This window comes from Micromonospora sp. WMMD729, from assembly GCF_049315225.1.
Classification (GTDB): domain Bacteria; phylum Actinomycetota; class Actinomycetes; order Mycobacteriales; family Micromonosporaceae; genus Micromonospora.
In genome coordinates, this window is sequence record NZ_CP186059.1 from 2,422,365 (window position 1) to 2,440,620 (window position 18,256).

Annotated in this window: 12 protein-coding genes and 1 pseudogene; 4 read left to right on the plus strand and 9 right to left on the minus strand. The window is 71.4% G+C overall.

Features of this window, described 5'->3' with window-relative positions:
- Positions 1 to 78: 78 nt before the first annotated feature.
- A complete protein-coding gene (locus ACN263_RS11095; protein WP_422739708.1) occupies positions 79 to 5,247 on the plus strand; it encodes a caspase family protein in 5,169 nt (1,722 codons plus the stop codon).
- A gap of 24 nt (positions 5,248 to 5,271) precedes the next feature.
- Positions 5,272 to 6,132, plus strand: coding sequence for a hypothetical protein (locus ACN263_RS11100; RefSeq protein WP_422739709.1), 861 nt, complete (start codon positions 5,272 to 5,274; stop codon positions 6,130 to 6,132).
- A gap of 3 nt (positions 6,133 to 6,135) precedes the next feature.
- Here ACN263_RS11100 and ACN263_RS11105 read toward each other — a convergent pair whose 3' ends face one another.
- Complete coding sequence (locus ACN263_RS11105) at positions 6,136 to 7,014, minus strand: NAD(P)H-binding protein (RefSeq protein WP_422739710.1); 879 nt, start codon at positions 7,012 to 7,014, stop codon at positions 6,136 to 6,138.
- 69 nt (positions 7,015 to 7,083) lie between these two features.
- Between ACN263_RS11105 and ACN263_RS11110 the strand changes: the two genes are divergently transcribed.
- Positions 7,084 to 7,977, plus strand: coding sequence for a LysR family transcriptional regulator (locus ACN263_RS11110; RefSeq protein WP_422739711.1), 894 nt, complete (start codon positions 7,084 to 7,086; stop codon positions 7,975 to 7,977).
- A gap of 15 nt (positions 7,978 to 7,992) precedes the next feature.
- On the opposite strand, the gene ACN263_RS11115 is transcribed toward ACN263_RS11110, so the two are convergent.
- On the minus strand, positions 7,993 to 9,840 hold the full coding sequence (locus ACN263_RS11115) for a glycoside hydrolase family 15 protein (protein ID WP_422739712.1): 1,848 nt from the start codon (positions 9,838 to 9,840) through the stop codon (positions 7,993 to 7,995).
- 157 nt (positions 9,841 to 9,997) lie between these two features.
- On the opposite strand from ACN263_RS11115, the gene ACN263_RS11120 reads away from it, so the two are divergent.
- Positions 9,998 to 11,233: a low temperature requirement protein A gene (locus tag ACN263_RS11120; RefSeq protein ID WP_422739713.1), complete on the plus strand. Its 1,236-nt coding sequence runs from the start codon at positions 9,998 to 10,000 to the stop codon at positions 11,231 to 11,233.
- A 94-nt stretch (positions 11,234 to 11,327) separates the two neighbouring features.
- Here the strand turns inward: ACN263_RS11120 and ACN263_RS11125 are convergent, their stop codons facing one another.
- The 7 genes and pseudogenes from ACN263_RS11125 to ACN263_RS11155 form a co-directional block, all read right to left on the minus strand.
- On the minus strand, positions 11,328 to 11,876 hold the full coding sequence (locus ACN263_RS11125) for a hypothetical protein (RefSeq protein ID WP_422739714.1): 549 nt from the start codon (positions 11,874 to 11,876) through the stop codon (positions 11,328 to 11,330).
- 100 nt (positions 11,877 to 11,976) lie between these two features.
- Positions 11,977 to 12,819: an oxygenase MpaB family protein gene (locus tag ACN263_RS11130; RefSeq protein WP_422739715.1), complete on the minus strand. Its 843-nt coding sequence runs from the start codon at positions 12,817 to 12,819 to the stop codon at positions 11,977 to 11,979.
- Complete coding sequence (locus tag ACN263_RS11135; protein WP_422739716.1) at positions 12,816 to 14,033, minus strand: MAB_1171c family putative transporter; 1,218 nt, start codon at positions 14,031 to 14,033, stop codon at positions 12,816 to 12,818. The genes ACN263_RS11130 and ACN263_RS11135 overlap by 4 nt, the downstream gene beginning before the upstream one ends.
- A gap of 7 nt (positions 14,034 to 14,040) precedes the next feature.
- Positions 14,041 to 14,619: a hypothetical protein gene (locus ACN263_RS11140; RefSeq protein WP_422739717.1), complete on the minus strand. Its 579-nt coding sequence runs from the start codon at positions 14,617 to 14,619 to the stop codon at positions 14,041 to 14,043.
- A gap of 25 nt (positions 14,620 to 14,644) precedes the next feature.
- Positions 14,645 to 15,132: pseudogene (locus ACN263_RS11145) on the minus strand (hypothetical protein); the annotation flags it as partial.
- Positions 15,133 to 15,389: 257 nt separating this feature from the next.
- Positions 15,390 to 16,439 (minus strand): SMP-30/gluconolactonase/LRE family protein, encoded by a 1,050-nt coding sequence (locus tag ACN263_RS11150; RefSeq protein ID WP_422739718.1) that lies wholly within the window; start codon positions 16,437 to 16,439, stop codon positions 15,390 to 15,392.
- Positions 16,440 to 16,529: 90 nt separating this feature from the next.
- Positions 16,530 to 18,011, minus strand: a complete 1,482-nt coding sequence (locus ACN263_RS11155) for a family 43 glycosylhydrolase (RefSeq protein ID WP_422739719.1) — start codon at positions 18,009 to 18,011, stop codon at positions 16,530 to 16,532.
- Between the last annotated feature and the right edge of the window lie 245 nt (positions 18,012 to 18,256).

Here is an 18,256-nt window from a genome sequence, read left to right on the forward strand (position 1 = left end):
GCCACGGTGATCGGGCGGGTGTCTATCCGATATGGTCGGTGCTCTCAGAGGCCAGACCATCACACGAGGTGAACGGCGATGCCCGAGTCTGACCCGGCTGCCCCCGCGCGCCGACACCTCATCACGATCGGCGCGGCCCGTTACCGCAACCTTCCGGACGCGGCCTACCTGCCGCAGGTGGAGGCAGACACCGCGACGGTGGCGGCGCTGTTCGAGCGGTTCGGATACCGCCGTGCGCTGGCGGGTCTCGGCGAGTACGCGACGGCCGACCACATCCGCCGGGTCATGTCGCACTGGTGCCAGGACGCCGGTATCGGGGACAACGACATCGTCGCCGTCTACTACGCCGGCCACGGTTTGGTCGACGACCGCCACTACCTCCTCTGCTGGGACAGCACAGAGGCGGACCTCGCGGCCAGCGCCTTACCCACCGAGGACCTGGTTCGGATCCTCACCCGGACCGGTCTGCGCAATCTGCTGCTCATCCTGGACACCTGCTACGGCGGCGCGGGCAGCGCCGAGGCTGCGCGGGTGGCGCTCCAGACGTTGTCCCGCCGGCTGACCGGCGACGCCGCGATCACCGGCATGTGGTTCCTCTCCTCTGCCAGGAGCCGGGACGAGGCCGGAGACGGGACGATGGTGGCAGCACTCCCGGCCGCGGTCGAGGCGGTGACGGCGCGAACCGGCCAGCGTCAGGAGTTCCTGGACCTGCACGACCTGGTGGCGGAACTCAACGCCACCTTCCGGCAGGGCGACAGCCCGCAGCGGGCCGAACTCACCTCCGGGCTGAGCACCGGCGTCGCCCCGTTCCTGCCCAATCTCGGCTACCGGGCTGACCTGCCGCCGCAGGGCACCGACCTGGAGATGCAGCGTCTGGCCGCCAAGCGGGACCTGGTGGAGCACTTCGGGCCGCGTTCGCGGGGCGTGGACTTCGAGTCGGAACAGGGCACCTACTTCAGCGGCCGGGACGCCGCGCTGGCGCAACTGGTCACCTGGCTCACCACGCCCGGTGGAGACGGCAAGGGCCGGGTGGTCACCGGCAAGCCCGGCTGCGGCAAGTCCTCGGTACTCAGCCGCGTGGTCGCGCTCTCCGACCGGGACTACCGTGCGGGGCTCGACGTGGCCGACGTCGACCCGGCCACCGTCGTACCGGTGGGGACCGTGGACGTGGCGGTGCACGCCCGCCACAAGCGGCAGGAGGAGCTTGTCGCCCGGATCGCCTCCGGGCTCGGGGTGGACGCCGACGGCACGGGCGAGTTGCTGCGGGCCATCAGCCGTCGGGCGCAGGCCGGCCTCAAGACGGTCATCGTGGTCGACGCCCTGGACGAGGCGGGCAGTGGCACCGCCACCGACACCGGCGGACGTGGCGAACCCCGGCGGATCGCCCGCGAACTGCTGCGCCCCCTCTCCGAGATCCACGGGGTGCACCTGCTGGTGGGCAGCCGCCGGGAACTCGTCCGCAGTTTGGGCCCGGCGATGCGCACCATCGACCTCGACGACGCCGATCTGCTCGGCCCCTCGGACATCTCCCGGTACGTGGTGAAGATGCTCACCGCGCCGGACGAGCCGGATCTGAACACCCCGTACCGGGATCGCCGCGACCTGGCCGACACGGTGGCACGGGCGGTGGGCGAGCGCGCCGCCGGTGTCTACCTGGTTGCCCGGATGACCGCGCGGAGCCTGCGGCTGGCCGCCGAACCGGTCGACGTCACCGTGCCCGGATGGGAAGGCCGGCTGCCGAGCGAGATCGGGGAGGCGTTCGACGACTACCTGAGCCGGTTCGGACCGGACGAGGGCCGGGTGCGCCGCCTGCTCACCCCGCTCGCCTTCGCCGAGGGGCAGGGCCTGCCCCGAGGGTTGTGGCCGGCGCTGGCGACCGCGATCGCCGGCCGGGAGTGCACCGAGGACGACGTGGACTGGCTGCTGGTCGCGGCCGGCGCGTACATCGCCGAGGTGGTGGAGCACGACCGCTCGGTCTACCGGCTCTACCATCAGACGCTCGCCGAGCACCTACGGCAGGACCGCTGGCGACCGGCGGTGCAGGCGCAGCAGCGGATCGTGGCGGCGCTGCTGGCCGAGGTGCCCGGGCACGGCTCAGGACAGCCGAGCTGGTTCGAGACCCACCCGTACCTGCGCCTGAACCTGCCCACCCACGCGGCGGCGGCGGAGCGGATCGACGAGTTGGCCCACGATCCGGGGTTCCTGCTCGCGGCGGATCAGTCCGCGTTGCTCAGCGCGCTCACCCTGGTGCACTCGGACACCGCGCGGCGGATTCGCACCGCGTACGAGCAGGTGGCGCACCGGATCGACCGGGGTGACCTCGCCCAGCGAGCCGCGTACCTGCAGCTGTCGGCCCGCCGCTGCGAGGCCGGCGGGTTGGCTGCGGACATTGACCGGCTGGGCCTGGCGCTGCCCTGGTCCACCCGGTGGGCGGAGTGGTCCCGCACCGGCGCGCACCGACGCCTGCTCGGCCACGAGGGATGGGTGATGGCGGTCGCGGTCGGCGAACTCGATGGCCGTCCGATTGCGGTCAGCGGCGACGACCGGGGCTCCGTGCGGGTCTGGGACCTGACGATCAACCAGCAGATCGGCGCGCCGCTGGCCGGGGGACCGGAGGGCTCCGACGGGATCACCGCGATCGCCCTGGTGGAGGTGGAGGACTACTCGCTGGCGCTGCTCGGCGCGGAGGACGGCACGGTGCGGGTTTGTGACCTCTCGACCGGCCAGGAGATCCCGACGGCCCTGCGGGGCCACACCAACGGCGTCACGTCGATCGCCGTGGCCGAGATCGACCAGCGCCCGGTGGCGCTCACCGGCAGCCGAGACGGCTCGGCGCGGCTGTGGGACCTGCGCACCTGGCAACAGCTCGGCAACCCGATCACCGGCCACTACGGCGGCGTTCGGGCGGTCGCGCTGGCCGAGTTGCCGGACCGGTCCGTGGCGATCACCGGGGGCGCCGACGGCCAGGTACACATCTGGGACACCGCCACCCGGGAGCCGGTCGGCGACCCGTTGAGCGGACACCTCAGGTCGATCCTGACCCTCGCGTTGGGCCGGCTGGACGATCGGATCGTGCTGCTCACCGGCAGCGTCGACGAGACGATGCTGCTGTGGGACCTGGCCAGTGGCCGGCAGTTGGGGGAGCCGGTGCCGGCCCACCGGTCCGGCGTTCGTTCGGTCGCGGTCGACAGCAGCAAGGGCCGTCCGATCGCGATCAGCGGTGGCAACGACAGCCTGGTCCGGGTCTGGGACCTGCGTAGTCGGCAGCAACTGGGCCAGCCGCTGACCGGCCACACGCAGATGGTCACCGCGGCGGCGTTCGGTGTGGTGAACGGATGGCCGGTCGCGGTCACGGGCAGCGCCGACCGCACCGTCCGAGTCTGGGACCTCGCCGCCGACCGGCCGCACGGCGGCCACGTCAAGTCGGTCGACGGGTACGCGCTGGACGCCGACGGCATGCTTCCGTATCTGGTGAGCGGCAGTTCCGACGGCAGCGCCCGGATCTGGAGCCTGCACAGCCGGGCGGAGGTGGGCACGCCACTCACCGGGCACGTCGATGGCGTCACCGCGGTGCTGCTGGCGTCCGGGCCGGGGGAACCGATCCTCGCCACCGGCGATGGCAGGGGGGTGATCCGGATCTGGACGGGCGACCCGCCGCAGGCGCCCCGGCCCCCGTTGGCCGGGCACACCAACTGGGTCTCCGCGCTCCGGACCCTGCACACCGACGACCGGCACCTGCTGCTGTCCGGCAGCGCGGACGGGACGGTCAGGTGCTGGGATCTCGTCGCCCACGCCCCCGCCGGTCCGCCACTGACCGGCCACAACGACGATGTGAGCATCCTTGCCACCGGCGTCGTCGACCACCGTTACGTGATCATGGCGGGCTCGGCCCAGGGTCGGATCTCCATCTGGGATCTGGAGACCCGACAGCCACTGGTGCTGCGCAGCCCGAAGGCCCGCAAGAGCCACACCGTGGCCCTGGTCTGTCTTGACGGCCGTCCGGTGGCGCTGCGGCAGTTGCCGGACCACAGCCTGGTCGGCTGGGACCTGCTGCGGGACCAGGCGGTCACCCCCGTGCTGACCGGGCACACCGGGGCAGTCAGGAGCGCCGCTGTGGACAGCACCGGTGACCGGCCGATCGCGCTCACGGTCAGCGGCGACCGTTCGGCCCGGGCCTGGGACCTCCGCGACGGGCGCGTCCTCACGCCACCAATGCGGGTCAACTATGCGGAGCACGCGGCTCTGGGCCGGCTGGACGGACGGCCGGTCGCGGTCATCGGCGACCGGACGTCGGCCCGGCTCTGGGACGTCACCTCCGGCACACAGATCGGCGATCCGCTGGTGGACTACGAGCCCCAGGCCACCAGCCTGGCGGTGACGGCCACCGGTGCGACGCCGAGGCTGGTCGTCGCCACGGAGGACGTGCTCCGCCTCCACGACCTGACCCCCGAGCCCACCGTCACCGCCCGGATCCCCTGTGGGAGCTGGATCAGATCGGTCGCGACGACGACCGCCCCCGACGGCACGGCCCTGTTGCTCGCCGGCTGCGACGACCACACCCTGCGGATCGTGGACCTCGACCGGGGACGGGAAATCGGGCAGATTTTCGAGCCGTCGCCGGATCCGTTCGGCGACGGCCCGGTGGCGCTGGCCACCGCACACCGGGCCGGCCGGGCCGTCGTCATCATCGGTTCGGGGGTGGCCACGCCGCGGGTCTGGGACCTCGCCACCCGGACCATGCTGGCGGAGTTGACCGGTCACACCGCCGGGATCATCGCGGTCGCGGTCTCCGAGGACGCGTCGCTGGTGATCGCCGGCTCCCAGGACGCAACCGCCCGGCTGTGGCGGCTCGACGACTTCACCCCGTACGGGGCGGCGCTCACCGGTCACGACGGCGGTGCCCGGGCGGTCGCGTTCGCCCGCTTCGGCGACCGGTCCGGTGTCGTCACCGGCGACGGCGAAGGGACGCTGCGTTGCTGGGACGTGGAGACCCAACAGCAGGTCACGCACCCGCTGACCCCGCACGCGTTGGGGATCACCTGCCTGACCACGGGGTCGGTCGGCGCGACCGACCTGCTCGGCGTCGGCAGCGCGGACGGGACGGTCCGGATCTGGCGGCTGCCCGACCAGACGCTGCTGACCGAACTCAACCTGGAGACGTACGTCAGCCAGATCGCGCTCGCGCCCGACGGGCTGCTCTGCGTGGGCACGGACTCCGGCCTGGCCACCTTCACCCTCCGGATCTGACCTCTCGACGGAAGCAGGTTGCGAATGGCGCGTGTCGTCCTGGTCCACGGCGTCGCCCAACAGACCATGGGCCCGGAAACGCTGCTGGCACAGTGGTTGCCCGCGCTCCGGGACGGGCTGACCCTCGCCGGCGGCACGCTGGCGTCGGAGCAGGTGACGATGGCCTTCTACGGTGACGTCTTCCGGCGGTCCGGCACGCGGACCCTGGGCGAGTCACCGTTGACCGCCGAGGATGTGACGGACCCGCTCGACCAGGAGCTGCTGTTGACCTGGTGGGCGGAGGCGGCCCGGATCGATTCCGGGGTCACCGGTCCGGCCGCCACCACCCGCCTGCGTACCCCGTTCGTGATCCAACGGGCGCTCGACGCGTTGAGCCACTCCCGCTTCTTCACCGGCCTCGCCGATCACCTGCTCGTCGGCGCGTTGCGGCAGGTCCGTCGCTATCTGACCGAGGACGGGCTCCGGCAGCGGATCCGCCAGCGTGTGCTCGACGCGGTGTCCGAGGACACCCGGCTGGTGGTGGCCCACTCGCTCGGTTCGGTGGTGGCGTACGAGACCCTCCATGCGGCCGACACCGCCCACCCGCCGGCACTGATCACTCTCGGCTCACCCCTCGGCATCCGCGGGATGATCTTCGACCGGTTGCGGCCGGCACCGCGGGCCGGTGTCGGTCAGTGGCCACCACGGCTCCGGAGTTGGACCAACATCGCCGACCGGGGGGACGTCGTCGCGCTGGTGAAGGCCCTGGCGCCGGTCTTCCCGGGCGGAGCGTTGACAGACGTGTCCGTACACAACGGGGCGACGGCCCACGACGCTCGTCCCTACCTGACCGCCCGGGAAACCGGTACTGCCGTGCGGGCAGCGCTCGAACCTCCGTCCCGTTGATCGTCACTCCCGCGCGGCCGCCACGGCGGGTGCGAGCACCGATGCGCACCACTGGCGGAAGGTCGTCCCGACGCCGTGGTCGCCCACGGGCGGGTAGACGCCGGCGGTCTGCGCCTCGGCCATCTCGATCATGGCGTCGACGGTTGCCGGACTCGCTCCGGACGACGCGTACCGGGCGCGGTAGTCGGCGAGGGTGGCCTGCTGGTAGGTGATCGGCCGGCCGAGGGTCTCGGAGATGATCTGCGCCATCTGCCGTGGGCTGTGGTCGACGGACTCCCGCACGGGCACGTCCTGCTGGCCGGTCCAGGTGGTGTCGGCGAGCAGGTCGGCGGCCGTGCGGGCGATGTCGGCGGTGGCCACCGCCGCGAGCGGCGCGTCGGGGTCGGCGGCGAGCACGAACGTCCCCCGGCTCCTGATCATGTCGACCTGGTGCAGCAGGTTCTCCATGAAGAACGCCGCCTGGAGCGACCGGTAGGCGGCGCCGCTGGACTCCAGCGTGTCGTCCATCGCCCAGGCCGCGGAGAGGAACCCGGCCGGGCCGCCGAATCCGCGGCCCAGCGAGGAGACGGCCACGACGCGGGGTACGGCGTGCGCGCGTACCGCCTGGGCGATGGGGCGCGCGAAGCCGAGGTAGTGCCCGGTGACGTCGGGGGCGGCGAAGTTCGGTGGTACGAGGACGAAGAGCGCGGCGGCGTCGGTCAGCGCGGTGGTGAGCACCGCCGGGTCGGCGTGGGAGCCGACCACCACGTCGGTGTGTTCGCGGAGGGTCTCGGGCAGGCGGGCGGGGTCGCGGGCGATCAGGCGAAGCGGTGCGCCGGCGGCGCGCAGGGACTCGGCGACGGCGGCGCCGATCGTGCCGGTGGGTGTCGTGATGACGATCATGGTCTCATCGTGGTCCGGGGGATCGCGGGCGAGAAGGACCAGTTCGGAGCGCATTATTATCCTCAGGGTATGAATCCCGTGGAGTCCCGGCCGCTGCGCTACTTCGTGGCCGTCGCCGAGGAGCTCAGCTTCACCCGAGCCGCCGAGCGGCTCGGCATCGCGTCGCCGGCCCTGTCGCGCGCGATCTCCGGGCTCGAGTCCGACCTCGGGGTACGCCTGCTCGACCGCACCACCCGCAGCGTCGCGCTCACCGAGACGGGCGCGGTGCTGCTCGCCGACGCCCGGACGGCGCTCGTCGCGCTCGACGCCGCCACCCGGCGCGCCCGGCGTGCCGCGGGTGTGCCCGGCGGCAAGCTGGTGGTCGCGGTGAAGGCCGACGTCGAGGGTGGCCTGCTCGAGGACGTGCTCGCGGCGTACCGGGCGGAGCACGCGGCCGTACCGGTCGAGGTCATGTTCACCGGTTGGCGCGAGCAGCCGGCCCTGGTCCGTGCGGGCGAGGCCGACCTGGCGATCGTGGTCGAGCCGTTCGACGCCGATGGTCTGGACGTCGAGCCGCTGCTGTGCGAGCGGCAGGTGCTGGCGCTGCCGTCCGGGCATCCGCTCGCCGGTCGGCCCCGGCTGCGGATGGCCGACATCGAGTCCGAGCATCAGCAGGTCGTTCCCGGCGCGCACGTCTACGTGCCACACGGCGAGCAGGCCCCGCCGTTCGGGGACATGGTGCAGATGCTGCGTCAGATCGAACTCGGGCGGATGCTCGCGCTGCTACCCGTCTCGCTCGCCGAGCGCAACGCCCGGCCGCAGCTCAGCTGGCGGTCGGTCGACGACGCGCCGCAAGCCGCGTTCGCGGTGGCGTGGCCGCAGCACTCGCGCTCGCTCGCGGTCGCCGCGTTCGTCCGGCTCGCCACGGCGATCTCGGCCTCCCGCCGGGCCAGCCGGTCGGCGGAGGCTGTGGAGACCGCCTGACGACGCCCACGCCCGCTACCGGCGGCGGCGGGCGTCGGCCTCCGCGTCGAGCAGGCTGTTGAGGGTCAACGCCGTGTTGATCAGGGACAGGTGGCTGAATGCCTGGGGGTAGTTGCCGATCTGCTCACCGGTCGCGGCGATCTCCTCGGCGTAGAGGCCGAGGTGGTTGCTGAAGGTGAACATCTTCTCGAAGGTGAGTCGGGCGTCGTCGAGGCGGCCGGAGCGGGCCAGCGCCTCGACGTACCAGAAGGTGCACATGTTGAAGGTGCCCTCGTGGCCCGGCAGGCCGTCGGGGGAGTGGACCGGGTCGTACCGGTGTACGAGGCTGTCGGAGACGAGTTCGCGTTCGATCGCGTTCAGGGTGGACAGCCACAGCGGGTCGCTGGGGGTGACGAAACCGACCGCCGGCATGGCCAGCAGCGCGGCGTCGAGCACGTTCTCGTCGTACGCCTGCACGAAACTGCCGCGTTCCGGGTGGTAACCGCGGGCCATGACCTGGTTGTAGATGCGGTTGCGCTGTTCGGTCCAGCAGGTCAGGTCGCCGGGGCGGCCGGTACGGTTGGCCAGGCGGATGGCCCGGTCCAGCGCCACCCAGGACATCACCCGCCCGAACGTGTAGTTGCGGGGGTGGTGCCGGCTCTCCCAGATGCCGGCGTCGCGCTGGTCCCAGTTGTGGCAGAGCCAGTCGACCAGCCGGACGGTGCTCTTCCACACCTGGTGGGAGACGCGGATGCCCTGCTCGTCGGCGAGGTGCATGGCGTACAGCGCCTCGCCGTGGATGTCGAGCTGGAGTTGATCGGCGGCGCCGTTGCCGATCCGCACCGGCCGGGAGCCGCGGTAGCCCTCCAGGTGGTCGAGCACCTCCTCGTGCAGGTCGGAGGAGCCGTCCACCCGGTACATGATCTTCAGTGGGTCCTGGTGGTCACTGGCCGTGCGGATGCGCTCGTCCAGCCAGTCCATGTACCGGCTGACCTCCTCGGTGAAGCCCAGGCCGAGCAGCGCGTGCACCGAGAACGACGTGTCGCGTACCCAGGTGTAGCGGTAGTCCCAGTTGCGGCTGCCGCCGACCAGCTCGGGCAGCGCGGCGGTGGGCGCGGCGATCATCGCGCCGGTCGGCGCGTACGTCATGAGTTTCAGCGTGATGGCGGAGCGCTCGACCATCTCCCGCCAGCGGCCGGTGTAGCTGGAGCGTTCCAGCCAGCGTCGCCAGTAGTCGCGCGTCCACTCGAACATGCCCTGGATCTCCTCCGGCGGGAAGATCCGTGGCTCGGTGTCGCCCGTCTCCAGGACCACGCCGCCGACGTCGCCCTCGTTGAGGGTGCCGTACGCGACGAGGTCGCCGTCCTCGATGCGGACGTCGCCGTGTTCGCGGATGAGCCGCCGGATGGGGTCGACGGGGTTGAACGTCAGCGTCGCGGACCGGCTGCGAAAGAGGTAGCCGTTGGGGTGGGGCTCCAATTGGTGCTCCTCCCGGGCGTAGTCGAAGCGGGGCCGGCACTCCACCCGGAAGCGCATGCTGCCGCGGACCATGGTGACGAGGCGGACCAGCCGGTGCGTGTCGGTGGCCCGCTCGCCCGTGACCGGCATGAAGTCCATCACCTCGGCCACCCCGTCGGCGCTGATGAACCGGGTGATCAGGATGGGTGTGCCGGGCAGGTAGAGCTGCTTCGTCACGTACCGCACGTCGTGCGGCGCGATCCGGAAGTAGCCGCCCCGCTCCTTGTCCAGCAGGGCGGCGAAGATGCTCGGCGAGTCGAAGCGCGGCGCGCAGAACCAGTCGACAGTGCCGTCACACGTCACCAGCGCGGCGGTTTGCAGGTCGCCAATGAGTCCGTGATCTTCGATCGCCGGATAGCTGTCCACATCTCTCCCCGGGTCGGCGGCCTCCTGCGCACCGAACTTAAAGGGAAAAATTGTCGATTAAGCCGGGATTTGGGCTCAACCACCCTGTCGCGTGCCCTGGGACACATCCCCTCGACGGACCGCTCGTTGGTGCGACGAGGGCGGACGGAGGGGGACGATGTCGGCGAGGCACGGTGCGGACCTCCTGCGTCCTCCGGACAGCGCGGGCCGCGCCACGTTCCTGGAGCTCTTCTTCGACCTGGCCTTCGTGGTGGCGCTCACCCGGGTCTCGCAGCGTTTCGTCGAGCTGAACGGCGACTCGGGGTGGGCGCTCGTCAGTGGGCTCGGCGGTACTCTGCTGCTCTTCCTGGCGCTCTGGCTGATCTGGTCGCACACCACCTGGATCACCAGCCGGTACGAGCCGGAGCGGTCGGTCATCCAGGCCGTCGTGGTCGCCACGATGTTCGCCGCGCTGGTCATGGCGGTGACGCTGCCCCGGGCGACCCAGGAGCGGGCGCTGCCGTTCGTGGTCGCCTACCTGCTGGTGATGGTGGTCCGGCCGCTGGTGATCGCACTCGCGCTGCGCGGCCACCCGCGCCGGCTGGTCGCGTTCCGGCTCTCCGCGTGGGCTGCGCTGAGCGCGCCGATCTGGCTGGTCGGCGCGCTCGGCCCGGAGCGACTGCGCCTGCCGCTGTGGGCCGTCGCCGTCGGGGTCGACTACCTCGCCTGGATTCTGGGGTGGCCGCTGCCGCGACTCGGGGCAGCGGCGGTGGCGCGCTGGCGGATCGCGGGTACCCACCTCGCGGACCGCTACCAGCAGATGTTCCTCATCGCGCTCGGCGAGTCGATCCTGGTGATCGGGGTGGTGTTCAGTGGCCGGGACTACTCCGGTGGGCGGGCAGCCGCCTTCACGATCGCGTTCGTCACCAGCGCGCTGCTCTGGCGGATCTACTTCCACCGCGCCGGTCTGCTGCTGACCGAGGCGCTGGCTCGGGCGGGCCAGCCCGCTCGCCTGGGTACGGCGTCGGAGCGGACGCACCTGCTCATCGTGCTCAGCGTCCTGCTCGCGTCGGTCGGCTACGAACTGGTGATCGACGACCCGTTCGGGGCGCCCCGACCGACGTGGCTGCTGTTCGTGGTGGGTGGTCCGGCGCTCTTCCTCGTCGCGCGGCTGCGCCTCGAGTACGAGGTGTTCGGGCGGATCTCCCGCTCGCGGCTGCTCGGGTTGGTGGTCCTGCTGCTGGTCACGCCGGCGTTGACCCGGTGGCCGCCGATGGTCGGTCTGTGTGCGGTGGCCGGGACGCTGGCCGTGGTCGCGGTCCTCGACGCGCTGGACGGTCGGCGGTACGCGCCGCAGGTCCCCAGCCCGTCGCTCGGGCGGGAGGCGCCCGAGGCGCGCGACTTCGAGGCGTGACGGTGGGCCCTGCGGCCGTCACCCGTGCCGCGAAGCTGGCCGACGGGTGGCGACGCGAGGGCGGGCGGTCGGGTCGACCACCCGCCCGGTGTCCTCAGCTCAGGGTGAAGGTCACGTCGTCGACGTCGAAGGCCGTGACGCCGTTGCCGGCCGTCTCGCTGCTCAGGAAGCTGGCTGTGGCGGTGCGCTCGACCTCCGCCGTGCCGCTCGACATGCTGTACTGCCGCCACTGCGCCCCGCCGTCGAAGGCCAGCGAGAACCTCGTCTTCGGCGGGATGCCGGTGACCGCCAGCCCGACGTTCAGATAGTCGCCCCGGGTGGTTTCGGTGGTGGTGGTACGGACCCAGAAGCGGACCGTCAGGTCGCAGTTGGCCGGCACGGTGACGGTGGTGCGCAGCAGGTCGCTACGCGTCACGTCCAACCCGGCGAAGGTGGCGTACGCGCGACCGGTGTGTGCGGGCCGGGTCTCGTCACCGAGCACGACCATGCGCGGGCCGGCGGTCCAGCCGGTGGCCCCGCGCTCAAACGACGGGTTGGGGTGGATCTGCCCGGCGCAGGGCGCGTCGGGTGCCGGGGGTGCGGGGGAGGTGGCCCCCGTGAGCAGGAGCAGCAGGGCTGCGGCGGTGGTGGCGACTGCCTTCATCGGTCCTCCTCGAACAATCGAAGGTTGCCGATATCTGACCTTGCGTGACGGGGGCCGCCACGTCAAGCGGTTCCCGACCCCGGCGCCAACCGGCCGCCGGTCAGTGCGGGCCGAGCTGGCTGATCTCGTACCCCTGGAGGTAGGTCCGGGCCTGGATGCCGTCGGCGAACAGCGGTGTGGTCCGCGGCGCGCCGAACCATCGCTGCCATCGCGCGCGGGTCCGCAGCGCGACGCGCAGGCCGGCCCGGATCGGCCAGGGCGGCGCGTCGACCCGGGTCGCGCGCCGCAGCGGTTCGTCGTACATCGCGCTGACCAGCGCGTTTCCCAGCGGCGCGAGGACGCGGGGGAGGCGGGCGAGCAGCAACATGCGGGTGGCCCGCTCGATGGCCGCGGCGTCGTCGTTGGGCAGCAGGTGGATGGCGTCGTGGGCGTCGAACCAGGTTTCGAACTCCTCGAACGACCCGGGGATGTCGGTGATGCCCATCCGCTGGCCGAGTTCCCGGTAGAACAGGTAGGTGGCCTGCCGCTCGTGGCAGCAGGGCGGACGCCAACCGTGCTCGCGCAGCCAGCGGATCGGGATCACCACGAGGCAGCCCAGGACGTAGCGGAAGTCGTCGTTGCCGATGTCGTACGGGCGGTGGATCTGGTTGACCCGGCGTAGCGCGTCACGGCCCCGGGGCTGGTCGAACCCGTTGAGGACCATCTCGTACATCAGCAGGCCGGTGTCGTCGATGCGCTTCTGGGTGCGCTCGGTCAGCTCACCGGTGGTGGTGTGTACGGCGGCGATGGCCGGCACCGAGAAGGACCTGTTGAACGCGAGGTTGAGGCCCAGCTTCATGTCCCACGGGAACTCGTAGCGCAGCATCGTCTGGTAGATGTCCAGGTAGTCGCGCTGCGGGTCCAGCGTGCGGATCCGCTTGAGGTTGTCGTAGCGGCCCCTCATCGGCGCGCGTCTCCTGCCGTCGGTTGTGAGATGGCGGCGGCGAGCGTCCGGGCCACCACGGCCGATCGGGCGTAGGCGTCGGTGACGAGCGTCAGCCACGCCACCTCGCCGGCATAGCCCCCGTCCGGTCGGTGCAGCTCGTCGGCGGGCTGCGGCACCGCGGCGACCAGCCCGGCCCGGTGCCGCCGCAGCGCGCAGGCCAGGTGCGCCGCCTCGACCGTCGCCTGCCGTTCGGTGGCGCCGAGGCCGGCCCCTGCGGCGAACCGCTCGGCCAGCGCCGTCACCCCCGTGTCGGTGTAGGGGCGCAGCGCCAGCCGGCCGTCACGGATCTCGGCGACCCGGCGGGTGAGCGCGTAGTCGGTGTCGCGCAGGGCCGCGAACCGGCGGCGCAGGGCGGGGTCGAGTTCCAGCTCGGGAAGGGCCGCGACGAGGTCCCGCCAGAGCGGTTCCAGTCGCCGGTAGGAGCGGAAGTCCGCCCACCGCTGACCGATCTTGAGAGTGGGACCCCACGCCGGCATGGTGAGGCCGATCGTGATGAGCAACGCGCCGATGGTCACCAGCACCGCGGCTATCTGCCGCTCGCCGGTCGGCCGGTAGCCGGCCCAGTACGCCACCAGGTAGACGATCTTGTTGGTGCTGTAGAGCAGCGCGAAGGCGGCGCCCACGGCGGTGATGCGCAGGCCGCGGCGCAGCCAGGGGCGTCCGCAGATCTTCGCGAAGCCCCAGCACAGTCGGGTGATGTCGACGCAGTAGGCGAAGAACCCGAGCAGCAGGAAGATCAGCAGGTAGGCGGTGACGACGGGGTCGGTCGCGTACTCGACGGTCAGGCGTACCGGCTCGTCGTACGTGAGGGTGACGGCGAACAGGCCGAGCATGACGACGAACGCGCACGCGGTCACCCAGACCCAGCGGCGGGCACGGACGGCGGCCGTCGCCGGGGGCAGCGCGAAGTGCAGCAGCATGATCTCGGCGTTGGCCGAGATGGTCAGGGCGCCGGCGTGCGCCATGATCTTGGCGAGGTTGGGCAGGCCCGACACCTCGTCGATCGCGACGGCGACGGGCGGGATGGCGACCGTGATCCCGGCCGCGAACGCCCCGAGCCCCGCGCAGATCGCGCGACGGGCCCGGCTGGGATGCCGGCGCTGCAACCGCACCATGTAGGCGAACGCGACCCAACCGGAGGCCGCGCACACGGCGTAGAGGACGGTGTCCATCACCCTGCTACCAGTGCGGGTGTTCGAGCGAGTGCCGCAGCCGGCCGTACAGCTCGGCGTCCGGCCCGTCGACCGGGGCGTCGTCCGCCTCGCCGCGCCCGCTCCGGACCCGCCGCAGCAGCAGCGAGCCGATCATCTCGGCCTCGCGCTCCTCGGCCGCGGCGTAGTTGCTGCGGCCGAGGCTGCGCCGCACGAGTTGCGGGTCGAGGTCGGGCAGCAGCAGCCGGGACGAGTCCGCGTCCAGCACCTCGGTCGCCTGGTGTCCGGCGAGCAGATGACCCAGTTCGTGACCGATGATCAGCAGTTGGTGCAGGGGTGAGGTGTCCTGCTCGTAGAAGATCGCGTCGAAGTCGTTCGTCGGCACGCACATGCCGCACACCGTCTGCGCCGGCAGTTTGATCGGTACCAGGTGGATGGGCCGGCCACGACGTTCGCCGAGGGCGTCGCACAGCGTCCGGATGTCGAAGGGCTGCGGTATCTCCAACTCGGCGACGATGCGCGCGCAGCGTCTACGTAACCGGTGCGACGTCACGTCGGTGTTCTCCCACTCGTCGGTGTGCTCCCACCGCAGGATCTGCACGGCCATCGGCTACCGACGATCGTCGGAGACGGCCGTGTCGGTGCCCTCCGCCACGGCGCGTAGCCGGGCCACCATCTGTTCGACGAGGCGGGTGTCGGTCGCCGAGAGGCCGTTGTCGGCGAGCACCTGCCGCAGCGCCACCCGCTTGACGTCCATCCGGCGCAGTTCGCTGAGCAACGTGATCTGGTCCTGGATCCGTCGGGCCGCCGCGTCGTCCACGAAGTAGCCCGAGTTGACCCCGAACGCGGTGGCCAGGGCGCGTACGTGCGAGGTGCGCGGGTCGCTCGCCACACCTCGACGCAGTTCACCGATGTAGGCGGCGCTGATCGTCACGCCCGTCTCGGCCGCCGCTTCGTTGATCTTGTCGGCGATCTCCCGGTTGGTGTACCGCCGCCCCGGCTCGTCGGAGTCGCCGAGTTCGTCGGGCGTCGGGCGGATCTTGTCGAACAGGTACTCCAGCCGTGCTGCCAACGTGTCGAGGGGCGGCAACTCCCGCTCCGCGCGCCGAACGTCCACCATGCTCTTCACCCTCCGGCGACCTGAACGACAGTGTCGCAGATGCGCCCCCGGGCGAAACACCCGTTGACACGCGCACGGAACGTGAGCGTAAGCTCGCACCTGTTTGGAGCAAACGCACGTTGAGTGGGAACCCGATCCGCTCAACGCGTGTTGCGCGGCGGGCCGCGCCTGGTCTGTCCGGCCGAACCTGGGGGGCGAGCGGGGAGGAATCCGCTCCGCGAGGAGCACAACGGGGGATTCCTCCCACGGCCGGTCCGTCAGTACGGGTACCCCGGGACGTTCAGCCGCACGCTGTAGAGACCGGAGTCGTTGCGTGGACCCGAGGTGATGAAGAGGGTCTGCCGGTCGGACCCGCCGAAGGCCACGTTCGTCGTGCCGGTGAAGCCGGACCGGATCGTGCCCAACTGGACGCCCGCGGGCGAGTAGACGTGGACGAGGGAGTCCCCGCCGGAGGTCCAGTACACGTTTCCCGCGCAGTCGATCGTGCCGCCGTCCGGGCCACCGATGTAGTTCACGAACACGCTGCGCGCGCCGGTGCTGCCATCGGGCTGGACGGCGTACTTGTAGATCTTGTTCTCGGAGTAGGCGGCCACGTACAGGGTGCTCCCGTCCGGCGACAGCGAGATGCCGTTGGGCTGACGCAGTTGGTCGTCCACCAGCGACACCTGACCGTTGACCACGCGGAAGACGCTGGTGCGTCCGTTCATCTGGTCCGGGCGGTTGCCGCGCTGGAAGTTGGGGTCGGTGAAGTAGACGACGCCGTCCGAGCGGACCGCGACGTCGTTCGGCGAGTTGAACGCCCGACCCTGGTAGTTCGCCGCGACGGTGCTGCGGGCGCGGTCGCTCAGCCGGTACGCGGACACGTTGCGCTGGTCGTGGGTGGCCGCCACGAGTTGCTGGCCGTCCGCACTCAGCGCGATACCGTTGCTGCCCGCGTTGGAGATGAACGTGTCGAAGGTCGACGGCGGCGTGAACCTGCGGATCGTGGACGGCTGCACGTTGTACGGCCCGGTGCCCGCGGCCATGTCGGAGAAGAGCAGGTACCCGCCGTCGGCGACCCAGACGGGCCCTTCGAGGAACGAGAACCCGCCCTGGATGCGGGGCGCCGTCACCGAACTGGACGGCAGGGGCGAGCCGTAGCCGGCCCCCGTCGGGCAGGCGCCGGGTGGCGTGCCGGGCGGGCCGGCGAGCCTGGCGTACGCGCCTGCCGGGGCGGTCGCCGATGCTCGGGCGGCGGCGGGGACGGGGGCCGCGCTGACCGCGAGGCAGAGTCCGGCCAGGATAGCGATGGTGGGACGCCGGTTCATCGGGTGCTCCAATCGGCGTCGACAGGTCGCGGGGACCGGCCGACGGTGTCGCAGGGCGCGTGCGGGCGCGATACGGCCCGCCCGCCGGGGCTATTCCAGGTGGAAGGTGGCAGAGCCGCGCTCGGCGCTCGTACTGACCGCCTCCAGGTAGAGCAGGCCGTCACGGTGGCGCACGAAGCGGCCCGGGTAGTTCTGTGACTCCAACGAGATCCCGGCGCTGTCGGCCAGGCCGGATCGGCGTTGGAAGCTCGCGTCGGCGGCGAAGATCGACGATGAGTCGTTGGGCGCGATGGACAGCGCGAAACCGTAGTGGCGCAGGTAGTAGCCCGGGAAGTTGGTCGACTCCAACGACACGCTCCCGCCGCCGGCCAGACCGATGACGATGCGGAACTGGGAGTCGGCCAGGTTCGTCACGTTCGGCTCGACCCGCGCCCGGTAGTCGTAGTGCCGGACGTAGCTGGTGGTGAGGTCGTGCGAGCGCAGCCGGACCGGGGTGACACCGTCGGGCACCGGGATGCCGAAGTTCGGGGTGCCGTCGGCGTTCCAGTACACCTTCTGGAGCCGGGTCCGTCGGTTGGGATCGTTGAGGGGGTCGCCGCTGATGTCCCGGTAGTTCCGGTCGTGGTAGACCAGGATGTCGCTCTGTCCGTCCTCGGATACGGTGAACGAGTTGTGGCCCGGGCCGTACTGGCCGGTGGCCGCGCTGGTGGCGAAGACCGGGTTGGGGCTCTTGCTCCAGGAGGCCGCGTCGAGCAGGTTCGCGGTGGCGGAGGCGCTGAGCATCCCGAGGCAGTAGTTGGCATCGGTGGCGCTGGCCGAGTAGGTCAGGAAGAGGCGTCCGTTGCGCTGGATGACCGCCGGTCCCTCGGCGACCCGGTAGCCGCGGGTCTCCCAGGCGTACGTCGGTACGACGAGCCGGGTCACGGTGCCGGTGATCTGCCACGGGTTGGCGCCCATCCGGGCGAGGTAGACGTTCGAGTTGGTGGAGATGCCCGGCTCCTGCTGCGCCCAGGTCAGGTAGCGCACCCCGTTGGCCACGAAGGTCGAGGCGTCCAGGCTGAAGGTGTCCCAGGGCGTCGTGATCCGGCCGCGTTCGGTCCACCCTCCGGTGAGCGGATTCGCGTTGGCGTTCTCCAGCACGTACATCCGGATGCGCCACACGTCGTCGGTCCGCCCGGCGGCGAAGTAGACGTACCAGCGGTTGTTGATGAAGTGGATCTCCGGGGCCCAGATGTGGGCGCCCATCTCGCCGCTGGTGTGCCGGCTCCAGATCGTGGTCTCCGGCGCCGTCGCCAGCCCCGACAGGGTGGTCGCGCGGCGCAGGACGATCCGGTCGTACTGCGGCACGGTCGCGGTCAGGTAGTAGTAGCCGTCGGTGTGCCGGAAGATGTGCGGGTCGGCCCGCTGGTTGACCAACGGGTTGCTGTAGGTCACGGCGGGCGCGGCCTGCGCGGGCCCGGCCACCGGCAGCCCGGCCGACACGGCGAGCGCCACCAGCATCGCGGCCAGCACCGACCGTCGACGGCGGGGGGCGCCCGAAGCGGCGGTTCCCCGGTCAAGTGGCAGCGGCATCTGTCCTCCGTGAACTGTGGGTGCCGCGTTTGTCGACGCTGCCCCCGGCGGTCGTCCTGCGGCACCGGCGAGGGCGCGAACGCCCGCGGACAGGAATGTGTGACGGGAGTGTTGCGCCCAGGTAACGGCCTCAGTGTTGGCGCTAACATCGACGAGTGTCAAGGTCTTCCGGTAGTTCCCGGGCGGGTCGCGCAGCGCGGGACCGCGTGCGCAGGCGGGTGGCGCGGTCGGTCGGAACGGAGGTT

What these genes read in the sequence shown, in the direction of transcription:
- ACN263_RS11095 (WP_422739708.1), top strand. Translation starts at nt 79, where the DNA reads ATGCCCGAGTCTGACCCGGCTGCCCCCGCGCGCCGACACCTCATCACG.
- ACN263_RS11100 (WP_422739709.1), top strand. Translation starts at nt 5,272, where the DNA reads ATGGCGCGTGTCGTCCTGGTCCACGGCGTCGCCCAACAGACCATGGGC.
- ACN263_RS11105 (WP_422739710.1), bottom strand. Translation starts at nt 7,014, where the DNA reads ATGATCGTCATCACGACACCCACCGGCACGATCGGCGCCGCCGTCGCC.
- ACN263_RS11110 (WP_422739711.1), top strand. Translation starts at nt 7,084, where the DNA reads ATGAATCCCGTGGAGTCCCGGCCGCTGCGCTACTTCGTGGCCGTCGCC.
- ACN263_RS11120 (WP_422739713.1), top strand. Translation starts at nt 9,998, where the DNA reads ATGTCGGCGAGGCACGGTGCGGACCTCCTGCGTCCTCCGGACAGCGCG.
- ACN263_RS11125 (WP_422739714.1), bottom strand. Translation starts at nt 11,876, where the DNA reads ATGAAGGCAGTCGCCACCACCGCCGCAGCCCTGCTGCTCCTGCTCACG.
- ACN263_RS11130 (WP_422739715.1), bottom strand. Translation starts at nt 12,819, where the DNA reads ATGAGGGGCCGCTACGACAACCTCAAGCGGATCCGCACGCTGGACCCG.
- ACN263_RS11135 (WP_422739716.1), bottom strand. Translation starts at nt 14,033, where the DNA reads ATGGACACCGTCCTCTACGCCGTGTGCGCGGCCTCCGGTTGGGTCGCG.
- ACN263_RS11140 (WP_422739717.1), bottom strand. Translation starts at nt 14,619, where the DNA reads ATGGCCGTGCAGATCCTGCGGTGGGAGCACACCGACGAGTGGGAGAAC.
- ACN263_RS11150 (WP_422739718.1), bottom strand. Translation starts at nt 16,439, where the DNA reads ATGAACCGGCGTCCCACCATCGCTATCCTGGCCGGACTCTGCCTCGCG.
- ACN263_RS11155 (WP_422739719.1), bottom strand. Translation starts at nt 18,011, where the DNA reads ATGCCGCTGCCACTTGACCGGGGAACCGCCGCTTCGGGCGCCCCCCGC.